The organism is Nostoc sp., assembly GCF_036919495.1.
In the GTDB taxonomy this organism is placed as follows: Bacteria; Cyanobacteriota; Cyanobacteriia; order Cyanobacteriales; family Nostocaceae; genus Nostoc.
In genome coordinates, this window is record NZ_JBALBZ010000050.1 from 45,040 (window position 1) to 62,083 (window position 17,044).

17 protein-coding genes and 1 tRNA gene are annotated in these 17,044 nt (G+C 41.2%); 5 read left to right on the forward strand and 13 right to left on the reverse strand.

The annotated features are described in order from the left end of the window. The first annotated feature begins 90 nt into the window (after positions 1-90). Positions 91-312, forward strand: coding sequence for a hypothetical protein (locus V7K25_RS06800; RefSeq protein WP_335156281.1), 222 nt, complete (start codon positions 91-93; stop codon positions 310-312). A gap of 22 nt (positions 313-334) precedes the next feature. Here V7K25_RS06800 and V7K25_RS06805 read toward each other — a convergent pair whose 3' ends face one another. From V7K25_RS06805 to V7K25_RS06815, 3 genes are read right to left on the reverse strand one after another with little or no spacing between them, the layout of a single operon-like run. Further along, positions 335-727: a type II toxin-antitoxin system VapC family toxin gene (locus tag V7K25_RS06805; protein WP_335156283.1), complete on the reverse strand. Its 393-nt coding sequence runs from the start codon at positions 725-727 to the stop codon at positions 335-337. Next, positions 724-945, reverse strand: coding sequence for a hypothetical protein (locus V7K25_RS06810; protein WP_335101417.1), 222 nt, complete (start codon positions 943-945; stop codon positions 724-726). The genes V7K25_RS06805 and V7K25_RS06810 overlap by 4 nt, the downstream gene beginning before the upstream one ends. Positions 946-988: 43 nt before the next feature. Next, complete coding sequence (locus V7K25_RS06815) at positions 989-1,255, reverse strand: hypothetical protein (RefSeq protein ID WP_335156285.1); 267 nt, start codon at positions 1,253-1,255, stop codon at positions 989-991. 216 nt (positions 1,256-1,471) lie between these two features. On the opposite strand from V7K25_RS06815, the gene V7K25_RS06820 reads away from it, so the two are divergent. Continuing rightward, entirely contained in the window at positions 1,472-1,708 is a 237-nt protein-coding gene (locus V7K25_RS06820) for a hypothetical protein (protein ID WP_335156287.1), read from the forward strand. 402 nt (positions 1,709-2,110) lie between these two features. On the opposite strand, the gene V7K25_RS06825 is transcribed toward V7K25_RS06820, so the two are convergent. The 3 genes from V7K25_RS06825 to V7K25_RS06835 all read right to left on the reverse strand — a co-directional run bounded on the left by V7K25_RS06825 (position 2,111) and on the right by V7K25_RS06835 (position 7,111). Beyond that, positions 2,111-3,754, reverse strand: a complete 1,644-nt coding sequence (locus V7K25_RS06825) for an acetolactate synthase large subunit (RefSeq protein ID WP_335156289.1) — start codon at positions 3,752-3,754, stop codon at positions 2,111-2,113. Between the two features lie 102 nt (positions 3,755-3,856). Next, on the reverse strand, positions 3,857-5,224 hold the full coding sequence (locus tag V7K25_RS06830; protein WP_335156291.1) for an NAD-dependent succinate-semialdehyde dehydrogenase: 1,368 nt from the start codon (positions 5,222-5,224) through the stop codon (positions 3,857-3,859). A gap of 234 nt (positions 5,225-5,458) precedes the next feature. After that, positions 5,459-7,111, reverse strand: coding sequence for an adenylate/guanylate cyclase domain-containing protein (locus V7K25_RS06835; RefSeq protein WP_335156293.1), 1,653 nt, complete (start codon positions 7,109-7,111; stop codon positions 5,459-5,461). Positions 7,112-7,823: 712 nt separating this feature from the next. Here V7K25_RS06835 and V7K25_RS06840 point away from each other — a divergent pair. Then, complete coding sequence (locus tag V7K25_RS06840) at positions 7,824-9,308, forward strand: VanZ family protein (RefSeq protein ID WP_335156295.1); 1,485 nt, start codon at positions 7,824-7,826, stop codon at positions 9,306-9,308. Positions 9,309-9,340: 32 nt separating this feature from the next. On the opposite strand, the gene ylqF is transcribed toward V7K25_RS06840, so the two are convergent. The 6 genes from ylqF to V7K25_RS06870 all read right to left on the reverse strand — a co-directional run bounded on the left by ylqF (position 9,341) and on the right by V7K25_RS06870 (position 13,123). Continuing rightward, complete coding sequence (gene ylqF, locus V7K25_RS06845) at positions 9,341-10,222, reverse strand: ribosome biogenesis GTPase YlqF (protein WP_335156297.1); 882 nt, start codon at positions 10,220-10,222, stop codon at positions 9,341-9,343. A gap of 31 nt (positions 10,223-10,253) precedes the next feature. Continuing rightward, entirely contained in the window at positions 10,254-10,637 is a 384-nt protein-coding gene (locus V7K25_RS06850) for a VOC family protein (protein WP_335156299.1), read from the reverse strand. A 114-nt stretch (positions 10,638-10,751) separates the two neighbouring features. Further along, positions 10,752-11,174, reverse strand: a complete 423-nt coding sequence (locus V7K25_RS06855; protein ID WP_335156301.1) for a type II toxin-antitoxin system VapC family toxin — start codon at positions 11,172-11,174, stop codon at positions 10,752-10,754. Then, the gene (locus tag V7K25_RS06860; protein WP_335156303.1) at positions 11,174-11,431 is read right to left on the reverse strand and encodes a DUF2281 domain-containing protein; all 258 of its coding nucleotides are present in this window, start codon (positions 11,429-11,431) and stop codon (positions 11,174-11,176) included. The genes V7K25_RS06855 and V7K25_RS06860 overlap by 1 nt, the downstream gene beginning before the upstream one ends. 350 nt (positions 11,432-11,781) lie before the next feature. After that, positions 11,782-11,854 (reverse strand) — tRNA-Arg (locus V7K25_RS06865). A 66-nt stretch (positions 11,855-11,920) separates the two neighbouring features. Beyond that, the gene (locus tag V7K25_RS06870) at positions 11,921-13,123 is read right to left on the reverse strand and encodes a murein hydrolase activator EnvC family protein (protein ID WP_335156402.1); all 1,203 of its coding nucleotides are present in this window, start codon (positions 13,121-13,123) and stop codon (positions 11,921-11,923) included. Positions 13,124-13,363: 240 nt separating this feature from the next. On the opposite strand from V7K25_RS06870, the gene V7K25_RS06875 reads away from it, so the two are divergent. Together V7K25_RS06875 and V7K25_RS06880 are read left to right on the forward strand one after the other, a co-directional pair. Further along, entirely contained in the window at positions 13,364-14,971 is a 1,608-nt protein-coding gene (locus tag V7K25_RS06875; RefSeq protein ID WP_335156306.1) for an NAD(P)H-hydrate dehydratase, read from the forward strand. A 13-nt stretch (positions 14,972-14,984) separates the two neighbouring features. Continuing rightward, complete coding sequence (locus V7K25_RS06880; protein WP_335156308.1) at positions 14,985-15,149, forward strand: hypothetical protein; 165 nt, start codon at positions 14,985-14,987, stop codon at positions 15,147-15,149. Between the two features lie 540 nt (positions 15,150-15,689). Here V7K25_RS06880 and larC read toward each other — a convergent pair. After that, positions 15,690-16,976, reverse strand: coding sequence for a nickel pincer cofactor biosynthesis protein LarC (larC, locus tag V7K25_RS06885; RefSeq protein ID WP_335156310.1), 1,287 nt, complete (start codon positions 16,974-16,976; stop codon positions 15,690-15,692). Positions 16,977-17,044: the final 68 nt, after the last annotated feature.

Below are 17,044 nucleotides of genomic sequence, written 5' to 3' on the forward strand. Positions count from 1 at the left end.
GATGCGTTAGCCTTTGCCGTAACGCATCACTGTACTAACTTTAATATCCTGATTAAGCAAAGCCGAGTATTAAATAGGAGTGCAAAAACGTTGACTTCACCACAATTACCCCCCAACGCTTACACCAATGCACCCCAACAGCACCCCAACTTAATACTCGGTAGCTTGCAACTGCTTTTCTGGCTTGTCTTCCGCCCTTCAGCTTGGCGTAACCATCTTAAGCCCATTGATCTTATCTTAGACAACGACTATTGGTTGTTTAGAAAGCTTCACGTAAAAGCGCAAAGAGGCAAAGAACAATTCATAGGTTAATTCAGCAACGCCAACTTTTCTTTCACTTTTTGAGAGTTTGTACCCCAGGATATGCCAGAATTTTGGCGTCAACAGTTAGTAACGGACAGCCGTTAATTCTAGCAGTGGCTACAATAACTTGGTCAAATGGATCTCGGTGAAAACCTGTGAGTTGGGTTGATTCAACGATAATTGGAATTGTCAGTTCGAGTAACTGCACTCCTGGATAAGCTAAAGCTTCTGTTAACCACTCTTCAACTGAATAGGGTAGAGTTAGCTTGCCAATCTCTACCAATTTGGCAACTTCCCAACAAGACATTATGCAGATTCCTAATCCTTGGGATTCATATTGTTGCAACCAGTTCTGATGTTGTTTGGTCAGTCTTGCATCACCTTGAACCCACCAAACCCATATATGGGTATCCAGTATAATCATTGCAAGACTTCCCAATCTTCCAGAGGCACAGCAGGTTCAAAAGGATCGTCATAACGGTACGGTTGTTTGCCACGCAAAGGATACAAATTCGCTTCTTGGGGACGAGTCTGAGTTTCTAGAATGATAATTTCAACAGCTTCCCCAGCCTGAAACGGTAAATCCTCAAGAATCAAGGTTCCGTTTTTAGTTAATTTTGTTTCAATTCGGTGTGCTTTCATAGTTACTCTGCTAGTTATGAATCTAATAAATCAGCAAATGGTTTTATTTGTCGTAATCCTTCCTCACGCCAATTATCATCATTTCTGGTTCTTTGTATGCAATGTCTTGCCAATCTAACGCCAGTTTTTTGCTAAGTTCCACAAAATTTAGATAGTCAATAGGTTTACCAGTGAGAAAGCTTTTGACTGTCGAGAGAGAAAATCCTATATCAGTAGCCAAGGACTGCTGGCTGGGATAGCCGTTACGCTGAGGTGCTGACTTAACTTTTTCAATATACTCTGGTGCTACTCGGAGCGATCGCGCCATCATTCCTCATTGAGAAACTGCTGTGAGTATATCAGGTTTTTATACTAGCTAAATAGCAAAGCTGTTTAGCGATAACGCCTTGCACTCTATAAATTTATAGTCATCCTGAAGTTAACTGAGTAATCAACAAAAACTCGTCTAATCAGTGGCTACTTCTCAACTCAGTTCTCACACTGCACCAAATTTTAATGATAAATATAAGAGATTAGGGCTTTGAAAATGAAACGAGAACTGGGAATTCTGCAAATTATCTTATCACTTTGCGGAGTGATGATGTTTGGTACAGTAACTTACGCCGCGATTAATATGGTGAATGGTCAATACCAAGTGGAAATATCGCTTAATACTAAGGGACTCATTATTAAGTCAGATATTGACAAAAGGCAATGCAAAGCAGTAAAGGACATTGCCCAAAAACAAGAAAGCACAAATTTAGACCAAAAGATAATTAATTAGAAGTAAAAATCAATAATGAGCTAGAAGTTATTAATTCTAACTCATTGTGAATGAACCTCTGAGCTTCGTCGATGAACCTCTGAGCTTCGTCGATGAACCTCTGAGCCTTGTCGATGAACTTCTGAGCTTTGTCGATGAACCTCTGAGCTTCGTGAATGAGTGTTTGATACTCGTGAATGAACCTTGGAACTTCATGGTTTTTTTTACGAACCGCAAAGGACGCATTCGCGCAGCGTCTCGTCAGAGAAGAACGCAAAGAAAGAGAAGAAATATGTCTATAAATTGAGTGAAGTAAAGCGGTGCGTTAGCCTTTGGCTAACGCACCCTACCAAAATACTAAAGGAGTTAGGAATAAATAACTCCTAACTCTTGTACAGACGCGATTAATCGCGTCTGTAATTTTTACAACGCACAAGTCAACTCGCCCGCTTTTTGGCTAAAGCGGTGATTCTCTCGATAATCTACGGGACAATCTATTACTGCGGGTACATCTTGAGCGAGGGCTTCTTTCAAAGTAGGAATCAAATCTAAAGCCGATTCAACTCGGTAGCCTTTTAAACCCATGCTTTCGGCGAATTTGACAAAATCAGGATTACTAAAATGCACAAAGGATGAGTTTCCTTTGCCAAATTGATTTTCTTGCTTCCACTCAATTAACCCATAGCCGCCATCATTGAAAATTATGGTGACAAAGGGCGTACCGACACGCAAGGCTGTTTCTAATTCTTGAGAATTCATCATAAAACCGCCATCGCCTGTTACAGCAACGACTTTGCGCTTGGGATAAACAAGTTTTGCTGCTAAAGCGCCAGGAATGGCAATACCCATAGCTGCAAAGCCATTAGAAATAATGCAAGTATTGGGACTATGGCAATGATAATGACGGGCCATCCACATCTTATGTGCGCCAACATCAGAGATGACGATATCATCTGGGCCCATCACTTGCCGTAAGTCATAAATTAACTTTTGCGGCTTAATCGGAAATCCGTCATCATGGGCGTACTGTTCGTAATCAGCCCGAATCTCTGATCTTAAGCTAATGGCAAAAGGATCGGGTTTACCTTGTCGGTCTGCTAATTTTAAAATTTCATAAAGGGAATCTGAAATATCTCCCACTACTTCGGCGTTAGGAATATAACTACTATCAATTTCTGCCGGACTTACCCCAATATGCACAATCGGAATTTCACCATTACGATTCCATTTCTTGGGGGAAAACTCAATCAAATCATAGCCGATCGCAATTACTAAGTCTGTGTTATCAAAGGCACAGGTAATGAAGTCTCTTTGCTGTAATCCCACTGACCACAAAGCTAATTGATGTGTGTATGGAATCACGCCTTTACCCATGAAGGTATTGGCAACAGGTATATTCAACAAGGTGGCAAATTGCGTTACGGCATCACTTGCATGAGCGCGAATTGCCCCATTTCCTACTAAAATTAATGGGTTCACTGCTTGGCAAATTGCGGCTGCTGCTGCCCGAATGCTAGCAAAAGATGCATAAGTTTTTTCGCTATTATCCTTACGCAAAGGTTTGCCTTCGACGGGCATGGCAGCAATATTTTCTGGCAAATCGATGTGAACTGCACCAGGTTTTTCGGATTGCGATCGCTTAAATGCTTTCCGCACTACTTCTGGTGTAATACTCGGTCGCACTATCTGCTTATTCCACTTGGTTACAGGTGCAAACATTGCCACCAAATCTAAATATTGATGGGATTCAATATGCATTCTATCTGTTCCCACTTGACCAGTAATCGCCACTAAGGGCGCACCATCGAGGTTAGCGTCTGCTACCCCAGTCATCAAGTTGGTTGCCCCAGGGCCAAGAGTAGAAAGACACACTCCAGCTTTTCCTGTTAAGCGTCCGTAGACATCCGCCATGAATGCTGCACCCTGTTCATGACGAGTCGTAATAAATTTAATCGAAGAATGTTTTAACGCTTCCAAAACGTGCAGGTTTTCTTCACCGGGGAGTCCAAAAATATATTGCACTCCTTCATTTTCTAAGCACTGCACCAATAATTCTGCTGTATTCATTTAATTTCCTAACTATTTATTAGTCATTTGTCCTTTGTCCTTCGTCATTAGTCATTTGTCATTTTTTTAGCTAATGACCAATGACCAATGACTAATAACTAATCATTTAACCCACACGGTTTTAAGATTGACAAACTCATGTATACCCTGAATACTCAATTCTCTGCCATATCCAGAACGCTTGATGCCACCAAAGGGCAACCTGGGATCAGATTTGACCATACTGTTGATAAACACGGCACCGGCTTCTATTTCCTCAACCAAGCGATCGCTCTCTTGGTTGTTGGTTGTCCAAGCACTTGCACCTAAGCCAAAGGGTGAGTCATTAGCAAGTTTAATGGCAGCATCGATATCTGGAACCCGGAATAACAAGGCTACCGGGCCAAAGAATTCTTCTTTGGCAATTGATGCTTCAGGCGGGATACCTATGATAATCGTTGGTGGATAAAAGTTTCCAGAACGATCTGATAAAGGATGTCCACCGGTGAGGACTTTACCACCACTTTTTGTAGCATTTTGCACTTGTTGATCTAAATCCTGGAGAATACCAGGAGTTGCCAGTGGGCCTAAATCGGTATCTGGTTGCATGGGATCGCCTACTTTCAGCGCCTCAAATTTTTCTAAAAGTAATTTTTCAAATTTGTCTGCGATCGCTTCTGCGACAATAAAACGTTTTGCTGCAATACATGATTGCCCGTTATTCAACATTCGCGCTGTAGTAGCTGTGACAACTGCTGTCTCTAAGTCAGCACTTTCTAACACAATAAACGGGTCACTTCCTCCTAATTCCAAAACTGTTTTTTTGATTTGTTTCCCGGCGGCGACGGCCAGGGATGCACCTGCTGGTTCGCTTCCGGTCAAGGTAGCAGCTTTTACGCGGTCATCAGCCATCAAATCGGCAACTTTAGCAGCGCCTATTAATAGAGTTTGAAACGCACCTTCAGGAAAACCTGCCCGTCGGATAATATCTTCAATTGCCAAGGCGCACTGCGGCACATTGGAAGCATGTTTGAGTAAGCCGACATTTCCCGCCATTAGCGCTGGTGCAGCAAAACGAAAAACTTGCCAAAAAGGGAAATTCCACGGCATCACCGCGAGAATCGCACCCATTGGTTGATAACGTATAAAACTCTGGCTGGCATCCGTTTTTACACTGACATCAGCCAAAAAACTAGGGGCGTGTTCGGCATAGTAGCGACAGACGACGGCGCATTTTTCGACTTCCGCGATCGCAGCTTTAAATGGCTTACCCATTTCTAGAGTCATCAACTTCGCAAATTCTGCTTTGTCTTGCTCTAAAATATCAGCAGCCTTTTGCAGCCAGTGCGATCGCTCAGAAAAACTAGTCTGACGATACTTTTCAAAAGTCTGATTAGCTAAATCGAGTTTAGCGGTAATTTCTGCATCATTGAGTGGCTCAAAGGTTTTGAGCGTTTCCCCAGTGGCGGGATTAATGGTGGCGATCGCCATTACCTGACCTCCCGTTAAAAAATAGCTTCGGTAGGCTTCCTAGTGTTACACAGATCAATTTTGGAAGCTACTACCCAAATTCTAGTATTTTAACCAAGAATTAGTTGTTTAATATTACAAGTTTGCAATTATGGTTGAAATAAAATATACAACTTAGCTATGTATTTATCCTGCTAAATTAGTCATTATTCATTAGTTATTCTCCCCTTGCTCCCCCTGCCCCCTGCCCAATGTCTAAAGATTAATAAATGGAGTAATAATTGTTGGCATTGGCTGCAATTTTGTCTGATAAATCTTAACTAATCGCTCAATACCTTTGAAACGATAATCTCCCATTTTCTCAAAGTCTGAAGGCAGTGAAAGCATTTTATGAGTGGCTTCACTAATCACGCATTCACTAGGGGGACAAACTGCTTCCATACGAGCAGCAAGATTAATCGTCGCGCCTAATGCCGTATAATCTACCCTTTGAGAACTACCGACATCTCCCACAACAGCCTTACCGCTATTAATAGCAATACGTAATTGAAGCGGTTCGTGCCAAAAACCATTGGCGTTAAGATGTTCTAAACGAGTGAGCATTCCCTTGGCAGCATTAACAGCGCGATCGGCGTGATCTGATTGCGGTTCTGGAGCGCCGAAAAATGCCATAATACAATCGCCAATATATTTATCTAAAGTGCCGCCCCAAGTAAACACTTCTTTTAACATTTCTTCAAATAAATTATTTAATAATTGAGCGATCGCAGTTGGTGTTAACTGTTCAGAAATTGCCGTAAAGCCAACCAAATCTGCAAACAAAATACTAATTTCGCTCTCGGTAGGAGCTAAACGACCACCCGGTAATCCACCTACAGAGATCAACTGCTGCACAACTGCTGGAGAATGATAGCGTTCTAGTCGGTGACGAATCATTTCTTCAGTTTTGAGTTTCTCTACCAGTAGCCAACGCTGGACGCTAGAAGCCACAATGTTTGCTAAAGCTGAAAAAAAGCTGAGTTCTTCTTCGCCTTCATTTGCCCAATGGTAAGAAGAAAGATTGGCATCGGCATACAATACGCCCACAACTTTATTCTCATCCCATAAAGGCACTGCCATCGCGCTGCGAATGCCTTTAACCAAAATACTCTGTTCACTAGCAAACCGTTCATCCTGCTGGGTATCTGCTGTTTGAATGACAACTTTTTCGTCAAATACCTTTTGACAGATACTACGACTAATCCAACTTCCATCAGAGGGAAGATGTTTTTGTTGGGAAATATTTCTAGTAGCAGCATTGACTAATTCTAATTGACCGCAACCATTAACATCAATTAATAATGCCAAGCGCTCAATACTATCAAGGTAACGAAAAACCACTTGCTGCACCTGAGAAAAAATCTCTTCTATAGATGCCGCCGCACAAAGATTTTTAGCTATGTCCACTAAGTCTTTGAGACGGGCAATGGTTTTGTCTTTATTATTGATGTTGCCATCTTTGCTATCGGCTGCAATCCATTGCTGTTGTAATTGTTCGACATTGTGAAGGATTGTTCTTTGTTCATTAATGTCCGAAGTTCCAGGATACCCAGGTGTTGGGTAGGAAACGGTGCTTGTGAGCAGCACTACCAAGCTAACATTGCCCAGCCAAACGATATCGCCGTGATGTAACTCTTGGGGAAAGTTAACAAGATATTTATTTACTTGCGTCCCGTTTTTGCTGCCCATATCCTCAATAGTCCACACACCGTCAGCTGTTTTAACCAAGCGGGCATGGTTGCGAGATACTCCAGCAAAAGGTAAGTACAGGTTACATTCCGGCAAACGGCCAATTGTGAATATATCTTGATCAACTGCGATCGTTGTCTCGGTATCTCCCTCTTGTAGGCGTAGCGTCAGTTCAGTCATGAGTGTGATCCATCGAAGCTAGAGGTGCAAGCAACTCTAGGGTAAGTTATACACTACAGGTTAACCTTCACTTTTTCTTTATGACACTGTTAACTGATTTCCGACAACTGCATGTGACAGACATTACATTGAAAGAGGTAACTTTGCTGGAGATTCAGTTCAAAGTGGGTTTGAATCTCGTTGTGAAGGGAAACCAGCAAATTTTCAATTTTTTGGGCTAGTACGGTAAGTTCAGACTACGGCTGTTTATCGAGCAAAGATCCCCCCAACCCCCGATAAATTACGAGGCTTATTTCCTCCTCCTTTACCCCATTTTTAAGGGCGCTGCCGCAGGCGGGGGGATCGTTCTTATCCAAACCGCACCGCCTCACCTCCTGCCTTTTTTGATAAAACCCTCAGTAAGAGCGTATATCCGCCATTAGTATCAACTTAAACTCAAACCCAACTATATGTATTTTTCATAATAAATTGATGATGTCTTCATAATTTACTGCTCATAATTATCTACTAGTAAATAATATAAAAGCAGTGTTGATATTGCGTACAATTCAAAAGTAGTTTTAAGTATCTATTACTGGTAATTAATAATTCATCATTAGTAGCAATAAGTCATAAATAAATTAGTTAACTACTCTCAAGAATCAATCATTAATGTAATGAAATTAACTGTTTTTATTAATATCTATAAATTTTCATAATAACACATTTTTTTATGAATCAACGCCCGATTTCTTCTCAAAAATTTAATTTAGTGATTGTCGTTATCAGCATTTTATTAGTACTATTAGCTACACTTTATCCATTTAATTTTTCCATCCCTGATAGTTTTTCTCTGCCAGAAATTTTTGCCAGTTTTAACAATGCTAGTAATTTTAAAGATCAGGTAAATAATTTTTTGCTGTTTATGCCTTTAGGTTTCGCCTTCACTAGACTCTTGCATAAAAGAAGGATAAAAATAGGAGTACAAATTTTAATAGTTACCTTGATGAGTGCTAGCTTATCGTTGACAGTTGAAGTCTTGCAAATATTTCTACCTTCAAGAGTGCCTACTCCATCAGATATTATGAACAATAGTATTGGTGGATTTATTGGTTTTATTTGCTTTTATCTATGGAATAGTCAAAGCTTTAAAAAAACTGTTGCACAGATAGAAAACAGTAGAGCTAGCCGTTCAATTAAACAGATAGTAGTATTTTGTATTGGATATATATTTTTGACAATCCTGATTTCGCTGTTGTGGCAGAATACGATAAATTTGAGTAATTGGGACGCAAATTATCCCCTACTGATTGGTAACGAACTGACGAGGGATAGACCTTGGCAAGGATACATCTCTGAAATTTATATTGTTGATCGAGCAATTTCAATAAATGAGGTAGCACAAGGATTAGCTGATTCCAGTTACTTTAATAATCTTGGTAATTCTCTAATAGCTAATTATCAATTTAAAGGAAAATGTTGCTATAAAGAACAGACTGGACAATTGCCAGAACTATTGTGGCAAGGACAGCCTTCAGATGCTCAAGAAGGTAAAGGTATTTTTTTGAGTTCTAGTCATTGGCTACAAACAGCTACTCCTGTCACAACCCTCAGTAAAAGAATCAGGAAAACATCTGAATTTACACTCAGTACTACCCTTGCTACTATCAATTCAGAGCAGTTTGGCCCTGCCCGCATTATTTCAATTTCTGGCAATTCCCTACGTCGCAATTTGACAGTAGGACAGCAGAGAAATAACTTAGATTTTCGATTACGAACGCCGATAACTGGAGAAAATGGAGCAGATTTTACACTGAATATACCTAATATTTTTACAGACACTAAATCTCACCATATAATCATCACTTATTCCAGAGCAACCATCAAAGTATATGTAGACAATTTACATAATTTTTCCTCTTTGAATTTATTGGAATTAATACCTAAAAATCAGAGGATTTTTTACTATGCGCTAACTTTTATTCCTCTAGGGTTTTACTTAACGATATTAACTCTTCTAGCCAAAAGAAGATTGCTCCTTTCTAATTTATTGATTTATGGAGGAATATTAATACCTTCTCTAATATTGGAAGGTATTTTAGTAAGTGAGAGCGGAAAAAATTTTAGTCTAAAAAGCCTATTACTAGGTATGTTATTTACAGGAGGAACTATGTTAATTTTAAGGGTGCGGGCTGCTCAATTAAAAATGAGAAATTAACAAATTTTCTTTTTCTCTCATCCTTACCTTATTTAATTAGGAGGTAATTCTAAACTAATTTCACCTAACGAACCCTTGCGAAAATCTGTTAAAAGTTGCCTTGCAGCTCGCTCTATATCACCTTTGTAACGATGCTCTGCCAAGGCGTGCAAATAGGTATCTCCGGTGTCTGATGTCGAATCGAGTCGGTAACGGGACTCTAATGGTTTCTTTGGTAGCAAATCTGCGGCTACAGCTTCCAAATAGTTGAGTAAATCCACTAGTGCTGCTGCTACTAGCTGGTTATCGTAAGATGCTTCACCGATATCATCACAAATGGCTAATTTCAATGCTGCATCTTGGTCTTCCAATCTTAAAGGGATGACACCAGGAGCATCTAGCAATTCCAAATGTTCGGAAATTCGCACCCAACGCAGTTGGCGAGTTACCCCAGGACGGGCTGCACTTTCTACTACTCGCCGTCCTAACAGGCGGTTAATCAAAGCTGATTTACCGACATTGGGAAAACCAATCACCACAGCCCGCACTGGACGGGGTAACATCCCGCGATCGCTTCTTCTTTTATTAAGTTCTACCCCAGCAGCTTGTGCTGCCCGTGCCACTTCTGCTATACCTTTACCATGTTGAGCGTTGGTAAAATAAGGGACTTCGCCTTGACGTTTAAACCAATCTATCCACAGCGATCGCATTTGCGGCGTAATCATATCTACTCGGTTAAGTATCAACACCCGTGTCTTACCCTCCACCCACTCACCTATTTGGGGATGATGAGTTGCTAAGGGAATCCGCGCGTCTCGTACCTCAAACACCACATCTACGCGCTTCAGCTGTTCTTTGAGCTTCCTTTCAGCTTTCGCAATGTGACCTGGATACCATTGAATCAGGTTTAATCTATAGTTTTGAGTTATAGCCATAATCAATTACCAAATAAATTATTATCACTTATTAATTATCATTCACTGGGGCTTGATGTAAAATTATCCGATTGCCATCAGGATCATAGACATAAATTTCTCTGCCGTGGTCAGCAATGGAAATGTCTCCTGGTGGGGGATAGCCCAAAGCTGTTAGGTGAGCGATCGCATCTTCTAAGTTACTCACCTCTAAACACAAACTTATCTTACTTTTGGCAATAGCTTCAAATTCCGATTCGTTTGTGTTCTTTGGTTTAAAAATACCTAAACGCATACTAACCAAATTAAACTCAGCATAGGCATTCGGAATCAAAATAACTGGCTTTTGCTCCAGCAATTTAGTATAGAAACTCACTAAATTCTCGCAATTAAGCGATGCTATGGTGACAAATGCGTTAGTGTACTGGAAAACCATATTTGCCTTTCGCCTTTTGAACTTTTAAGTTACATAGCATAGGCAGGCAAAATGTCAAGTTTAAAAGATGTTTTAAAATTGATTGGCTGTGATTTTAGGTACTTGTATCTCATTTTATATTCCATCAGCAATAATCAAATCCATCATCTCATTCTTATTCTTCCGATAAACCCGAAAATCACTATCTAGCCTCAAGACACAACTCCCCACAATTAACTCACTCATTCTTACCAAACACGCATCAGCTAACGACATTGGCACATTCTGATACCGCTTTAACAACTCTCTAACCGTTCCTATTTCATCACTGAGACGAAAAGAGATTTGAATTAAGCCAGTATCTAGTAAAGACATAACTGCATCCTCTCCGCCATAAAAATCTCGCAATATAAAACACGCTTCACTAATTACTGCTTCACAAGTAAAGAAGGGGTAAGCTAGATTAGCAACTTCTTTAGTAGCCCAACTATGATATTGTTCACGATTATTAATTAAAGCAACTAGAGGGCCAGTATCAATAATGATATTTTGCTTCACTACTTACCGTATCCTTCTAGATACTTTTTATTAGTTGCTAAATCTCCAGTCCCTCCATCAACACATCCAATATACTCCTTAGCAGCTTCTAAAAATGAAACTTGTTTTCCCTTCTCTTTATCCTCAAGTGTCTCTTGCTTTTGCATGTCCTTAAAATGCAAAAATTCAATAAAATTTAATACCTCCTGCTGCTTCTCAGGAGATAACTTTTTAAATTCATCAATTATCATTTGTTCCTTATCAATTGCTTGAGTCATTATTTTATCCTCCTGAAAAAATCAATCGAAAATCTAAAATGTCAAATTAGCAACCACATAATCAAAGCGCATCACGTTATTGTCAACCGTAAATTTAGGTTGCCTGGATGTATTACCAATGTCAATTTGGAGTTTAGTAGAAATTATATTAAAAATCTATTTTCTAGTAAGTTATTAGGGATTATCATAGACAGGATTTATCAATAACTTATAATCCCAAATTATATTAGTTAGGTCTAAATATTTTTTTATTCCAGCTACCCGTTGCCATTATGTTTAATAGGATAAATTGGGCTTATCCCATGAGAGAAAATGACCTCTCGATTTTATGGTTAGTCTTCTAAAAGTAACGAGCGCGGAGGGATTTGAACCCCCGACCCACAGAACCGGAATCTGTTGCTCTATCCACTGAGCTACGCGCCCTTAGTCTTACACATTATAGCACGTCTGTGATAAAATTTGCAGCCTAGAGAAACTTGCTTTATAAGTTCAAAGATAATTAGCTGGGTCTACCGGTGTACCATTGCGGCGGACTTCAAAGTGGAGGTGGGGCCCAGTTGAGAAACCTGTGGAACCGACAGCAGCGATCACTTGTCCGCGTTCAACTGCTTGTCCTTCGGAAACATACAACTCGCTGGTATGTCCGTACAGTGTAGTAAGGCCATTACCGTGGTCGATAATTACTGCTCTGCCATAACCACCATACCACCCAGCAAAAATTACTCTGCCCGAATCGGCTGCCCGAATTTTACTACCATAGCTAGCGGCAAAATCCAACCCGGCATGAAAGCGACGATAGCCAAGGATTGGGTGTATCCGCCAGCCGAAGGGACTGCTAGTAGCAGCATCGCTAGGATATGCCATTATTCCAGTTCCCCGAATGATCACACTGGTGCGGCTGTTGGTTTTTGTTTGCGCTTCCTCTGTTGCTCTAGCTTCTGCTACCTTTTGTTGAATCAAGACTTCCAGATTTTGAGATTCCCTCTCTAGCTGGTTTTGCGCTGCTTCCAAGGCTAGGCGATCGCTATTAAGACGTTGAATCAATTCCGATTGTGACTCCGCCTGGTTTTGATAATCGGATTTTTGTGCTAACAATTGCTCACGAATCAAGGCAATTTCGTTTTTTTGCTGTTCTACGTCCGTTTTTTGTTTATTTATCAGCTTTGCTTGTTGGTTGAGTTTTACCAAAATTTGTTCGTCTGCCTGATACATTAACTTCAACTGATGACGACGGCTGAAAAAGTCGCTGATATTTTCACTTTCGAGCAAAACTGCCCATCCGACAGATGCAGGCGATCGCTGGAGATAACGCAATCGTGCTACTGTTGCTATTTGCCGCTCCTGATATGAACGTTCTGCTACATCTAAATCAGTTTCCAACTGCTGGAGGCGTTGGGTGGCGAGTTGTAAGCGTGATTCGCTCTCTTGAATATAGCTATCTGTAGTTTGCAGATTTTGTTTTAAACCAGTGAGGTGTTTTTGGGCCTCTTGTTGGAGATTTGTTAAGCGATCGCGATCGTTAACCACACTCTGACGCTGCTGGTTCATTTGTTGTTGCTGTTGTCGCAAAGTATCAATAGAACCTGTGGAAGTTGCGTGGACTGGAATTAATGCCAAAATAATCCACAAAATGCAACAAAATGCAATAGATAAATAGCCAAAAATATTGTTTTTTCCAAATCGCGTTCTCATAGCGTGAAACCTAACAAAAACGATGCTTTCAAACACTATGAGGATTATTCCCAAAATCTGATTCACCCACTCCAACGCATGATTAAATTGTCTGCCAAGTTGTAACACAAAGATTCCAGCGATGTCAGCATTAAGCAGGTAGTTCATTTTGTATGAAATCTGCTAAAGTTTCAGTTACCCTAAAACTCATAACTCAGCACGCACTAAACGCCCCGCTACGGCTAACAGGAATTAGGACTGATGCAGAACAGGCAAGAAAAAATCTCGCAAGTGGTAGTGACTGCTGTGCAGATGCGCGATATTGAAGATCGGATCTTTGCAGCAGGAATGCCTGTAGTAGCTTTGATGGAAAAGGTGGCGGGATTAATTGCCCGTCGCATTCAAGAGATCCCCCCAACCCCCCTTAAAAAGGGGGGCTACATTCTTTCAAACACACCGTTTTTAAGAGGATCGCCACAGGCGGGGGGATCTCGTGTTGGAATTCTTGTCGGGCCGGGTCATAATGGTGGGGATGCTTTAGTAGTAGCCCGTGAATTATACTTTCGCGGGTATGAAGTTTGGATTTATTCTCCTTTCTCTAAGCTTAAAGAATTAACTTCGCAGCACTTGCAGTATGCTCAGAGTTTGGGCATTCCAATTTATCAAACAATTGAGCAACTGCCAGATTCTGATTTGTTGATTGATGGCTTGTTTGGATTTGGTTTAGAAAGAAACCTCATCGATCCCATCGCCTCTGCAATTAATCAGTTAAATGAATTGTCTGTGCCGATTTATAGTATCGATTTACCTTCAGGTTTACACACTGATACAGGCGAAGTATTAGGAACTGCCATTCGTGCTACTCACACTTTTTGCTTAGGTTTATGGAAACTAGCTTTCTTTCAAGATCAGGCGCTGGAATATCTTGGCAAAGCTGAGTTAATCGATTTCGATATTCCTTTAGCTGATGTGGAAGCTGTTCTAAAAGATACACTCAGGATTAAACGTATTACACCAGCAACGGCACTTGCTACTCTACCCCTACCTCGTCCACCAGTCACCCACAAATATAAAGAAGGACATTTATTGTTGATTTGTGGTTCACGGCGCTATGCAGGTGGAGCAATTTTAACTGGTTTGGGTGCTAGGGCTAGTGGTGTAGGGATGCTTTCCATTGCCGTACCCGAATCGCTGAAATCTCTTTTGGTGTCACATTTGCCAGAAGCGCTAATTGTCGGTTGTCCAGAGACGGAAACTGGAGCAATTGCACAGTTACAATTACCAGAAAAAACCGATCTGAGTTCCTTTAATGCGATCGCTTGTGGCCCTGGTTTAACACGAGATGCCACTCCCATTGTCCAAGAAGTCATAGAAAGCGATCGCCCTCTAATTCTCGATGCCGATGGTTTAAATATCTTGGCACAAATGGGAGCGATCGCCACATTAAAAAAACGTCTTGGTGTAACCGTACTCACACCCCACACTGGCGAATTTCAACGATTGTTTCCTGATGTCCCCGATGCCAAACATGACAGGGTGCAAGCAGTACAAGAAGCAGCAGCGCAAAGTCAGGCGATAGTATTGTTGAAAGGGGCGAGAACTGCGATCGCAAACCCTCAAGGTGCTGTTTGGATTATTCCTGAAAGCACACCCGCCTTAGCCCGTGGCGGTAGCGGTGACGTGTTAACTGGGCTACTGGGTGGATTGTTGGCGCAAGCAGCAACTAAACAGATTCCCGTAGAAGATATTGTGGCAACTGCTGCATGGTGGCATTCGCAAGCAGGTATAATAGCTGCCCAGGAGCGTACTGAATTGGGTGTAGATGCGTTTACATTGACACAATATTTGATAAAAGTTCTAAGTAATTAAACAGCTTTTAACTATGACTCTAGAAATCGACACCGAAAAAGAAAAATTACAGGCAAGCACTAGTTTAAAGACAAATCAAGAAACAGAAAATGAAAAAGTTCTATGTCCTCATTGTCAGCGCACCGCTACGAACGGTATTAAATGTAAAGGCATTTGTGTGGCTGACAATGACTATTAAAATATGAATTTTATGGCTCCTGAATATTCCAATATAGATTGGGGATAAAGTTTTTCATCGCTCAAAGTATAAAAATTGAAGACACGCTTGTAAAGCCGAAACACTTTTAGTTTGATTGATGTGCGAGGAAAGGCGAAGGCTTTAGACTTGTCATTGCCAACATTTTTTTATCTTGGGCTTCGTTACGATTCCCGCCTCGGAATAAATTCCAAGGCTAATAGCTAAAGTCCTCTCAAGAGGACTAAATAAAAAATTTTCATCTACAGGATTTACGCAACAATTGCTAAAAAGCTTAATTTATCGAACCGCCTTCTGGTGCGTCGGCTTCCGCCAACGCCCAGCCTCTCGTAGAGAAGAGAAAAATTCGTAGAGTCTGCGTAAGCCCTAATGTAAAAGGGAAAATTTCAGTCCACTTGAGTGGACTTTAGCTATCAGCCCAGAACTTAAGTTCTGGGCGGGATATCGGGTAAGCGTGCAATACGCGGTTAAAAAATTTCTTGGTTGAGGCAGGCTCTTGAAGCAGGGGGAGAAGAATTTGTATCAGCCATTGACTAAATACCAACGCTGTAGCGCCAGACGTTGAATTTCGCGCCAGGGAATATCATGTTTTCGGGCTAAGTCTGCACAATCTTCATATTCTGGCTGCACATTTGCAATAACTTTTTCTGGTGATTGCCCTTTCCATGCTACTTTGACACGCACTTTCCCATATTCAATTTCCACTTGTTGAATTTCCCGTTGTAAAATGGCGCGTTGCTGAGTTGTTCGCCGAATACCCAAAGTAGTGGTTTCGCGGAATATAACCGTTTCACAACTGAGTAAATTTTCTGGATGACAAATTACAGTCAACAAAATCCCCGGACGGGACTTTTTCATACCAATCGCTTGGGTAAAAACATCTACCGCACCAGCTGCAAACAACGCCTCAAACACATAGCCGATCGCTTGTGGATTTAAATCATCAATTTGGGTTTCTAGTAGCGAGATGGTTTCCAAATTTGAGCTAGTAGTTTCATAATCACTGAAATTTGACTGTAAACTTGCGCTTTCACCCACCCAAAGACGTAAAATATTGGGAATGGGTAAATTTATGGTTCCTGCTCCCAATCCTATTTGCTTGATAGCGATCGCAGGTGGTGAACCAAAATCTCTTGCCAAAGTAGTAGCGATCGCAGCTCCTGTTGGTGTCACCAGTTCTCTGTCAATCCCATTACTATAAACTGGACAACCCCGCATTTCCCACAACTTTAATACTGCTGGTACTGGTACTGCCATCTGACCATGTGCAGCCCGAACAGTGCCGCCACCAGTCGGGAACGCCGAGCAGTAAAGTAAGGGCAATCCTTCCTCATTACTCTCAATCCCCAACCAATCTAACCCCAAGCAAGTACCCACAATATCTACGATCGCATCTACAGCACCCACCTCATGAAAATGAACTTTTTCGGGAGAAATGCCATGCACCGCCCCTTCTGCGACTGCTAACTGTCGGAATACCGCCAAACTCCAAGCTTCTGCCCGTGATGGCAACTGAGCTTTGAGAATCATCCGCTCTATTTCTGGCAGGTGGCGTGTGCGATCGTGATTGTGTTCGTGGTTGTGGTGATGGTGGTGGTGGCGATCGTGTACTAAATCCACATGGACTTTAGTCGCCTGCTGACCATTCCGTTGGACAAATTCCGCTCTTAACTGATATTCCTGTTCAATACCCAACCCATTCAGTTTTTCAATTAAATAGTCTACAGGAACACCCAAACTCACCAAAGCACCCAGGCACATATCACCAGAAATTCCTGTCGGACATTGAAGATAAGCAATTTTATTCATAATAAATTAGTCATTAGTCATTAGTCATTAGTCATTGGGCATTGGTTAATATATTCTCCTCTGCTCCC

Excerpts from the sequence above, each read along its gene's own strand:
- V7K25_RS06880 (WP_335156308.1), top strand. The coding sequence starts at position 14,985 with ATGACTCTAGAAATCGACACCGAAAAAGAAAAATTACAGGCAAGCACT.
- ylqF (WP_335156297.1), bottom strand. The coding sequence starts at position 10,222 with ATGGCTATAACTCAAAACTATAGATTAAACCTGATTCAATGGTATCCA.
- V7K25_RS06875 (WP_335156306.1), top strand. The coding sequence starts at position 13,364 with ATGCAGAACAGGCAAGAAAAAATCTCGCAAGTGGTAGTGACTGCTGTG.
- V7K25_RS06840 (WP_335156295.1), top strand. The coding sequence starts at position 7,824 with ATGAATCAACGCCCGATTTCTTCTCAAAAATTTAATTTAGTGATTGTC.
- V7K25_RS06820 (WP_335156287.1), top strand. The coding sequence starts at position 1,472 with ATGAAACGAGAACTGGGAATTCTGCAAATTATCTTATCACTTTGCGGA.
- V7K25_RS06830 (WP_335156291.1), bottom strand. The coding sequence starts at position 5,224 with ATGGCGATCGCCACCATTAATCCCGCCACTGGGGAAACGCTCAAAACC.
- V7K25_RS06805 (WP_335156283.1), bottom strand. The coding sequence starts at position 727 with ATGATTATACTGGATACCCATATATGGGTTTGGTGGGTTCAAGGTGAT.
- V7K25_RS06870 (WP_335156402.1), bottom strand. The coding sequence starts at position 13,123 with ATGAGAACGCGATTTGGAAAAAACAATATTTTTGGCTATTTATCTATT.
- larC (WP_335156310.1), bottom strand. The coding sequence starts at position 16,976 with ATGAATAAAATTGCTTATCTTCAATGTCCGACAGGAATTTCTGGTGAT.
- V7K25_RS06815 (WP_335156285.1), bottom strand. The coding sequence starts at position 1,255 with ATGATGGCGCGATCGCTCCGAGTAGCACCAGAGTATATTGAAAAAGTT.
- V7K25_RS06850 (WP_335156299.1), bottom strand. The coding sequence starts at position 10,637 with ATGGTTTTCCAGTACACTAACGCATTTGTCACCATAGCATCGCTTAAT.
- V7K25_RS06860 (WP_335156303.1), bottom strand. The coding sequence starts at position 11,431 with ATGACTCAAGCAATTGATAAGGAACAAATGATAATTGATGAATTTAAA.
- V7K25_RS06835 (WP_335156293.1), bottom strand. The coding sequence starts at position 7,111 with ATGACTGAACTGACGCTACGCCTACAAGAGGGAGATACCGAGACAACG.
- V7K25_RS06825 (WP_335156289.1), bottom strand. The coding sequence starts at position 3,754 with ATGAATACAGCAGAATTATTGGTGCAGTGCTTAGAAAATGAAGGAGTG.
- V7K25_RS06810 (WP_335101417.1), bottom strand. The coding sequence starts at position 945 with ATGAAAGCACACCGAATTGAAACAAAATTAACTAAAAACGGAACCTTG.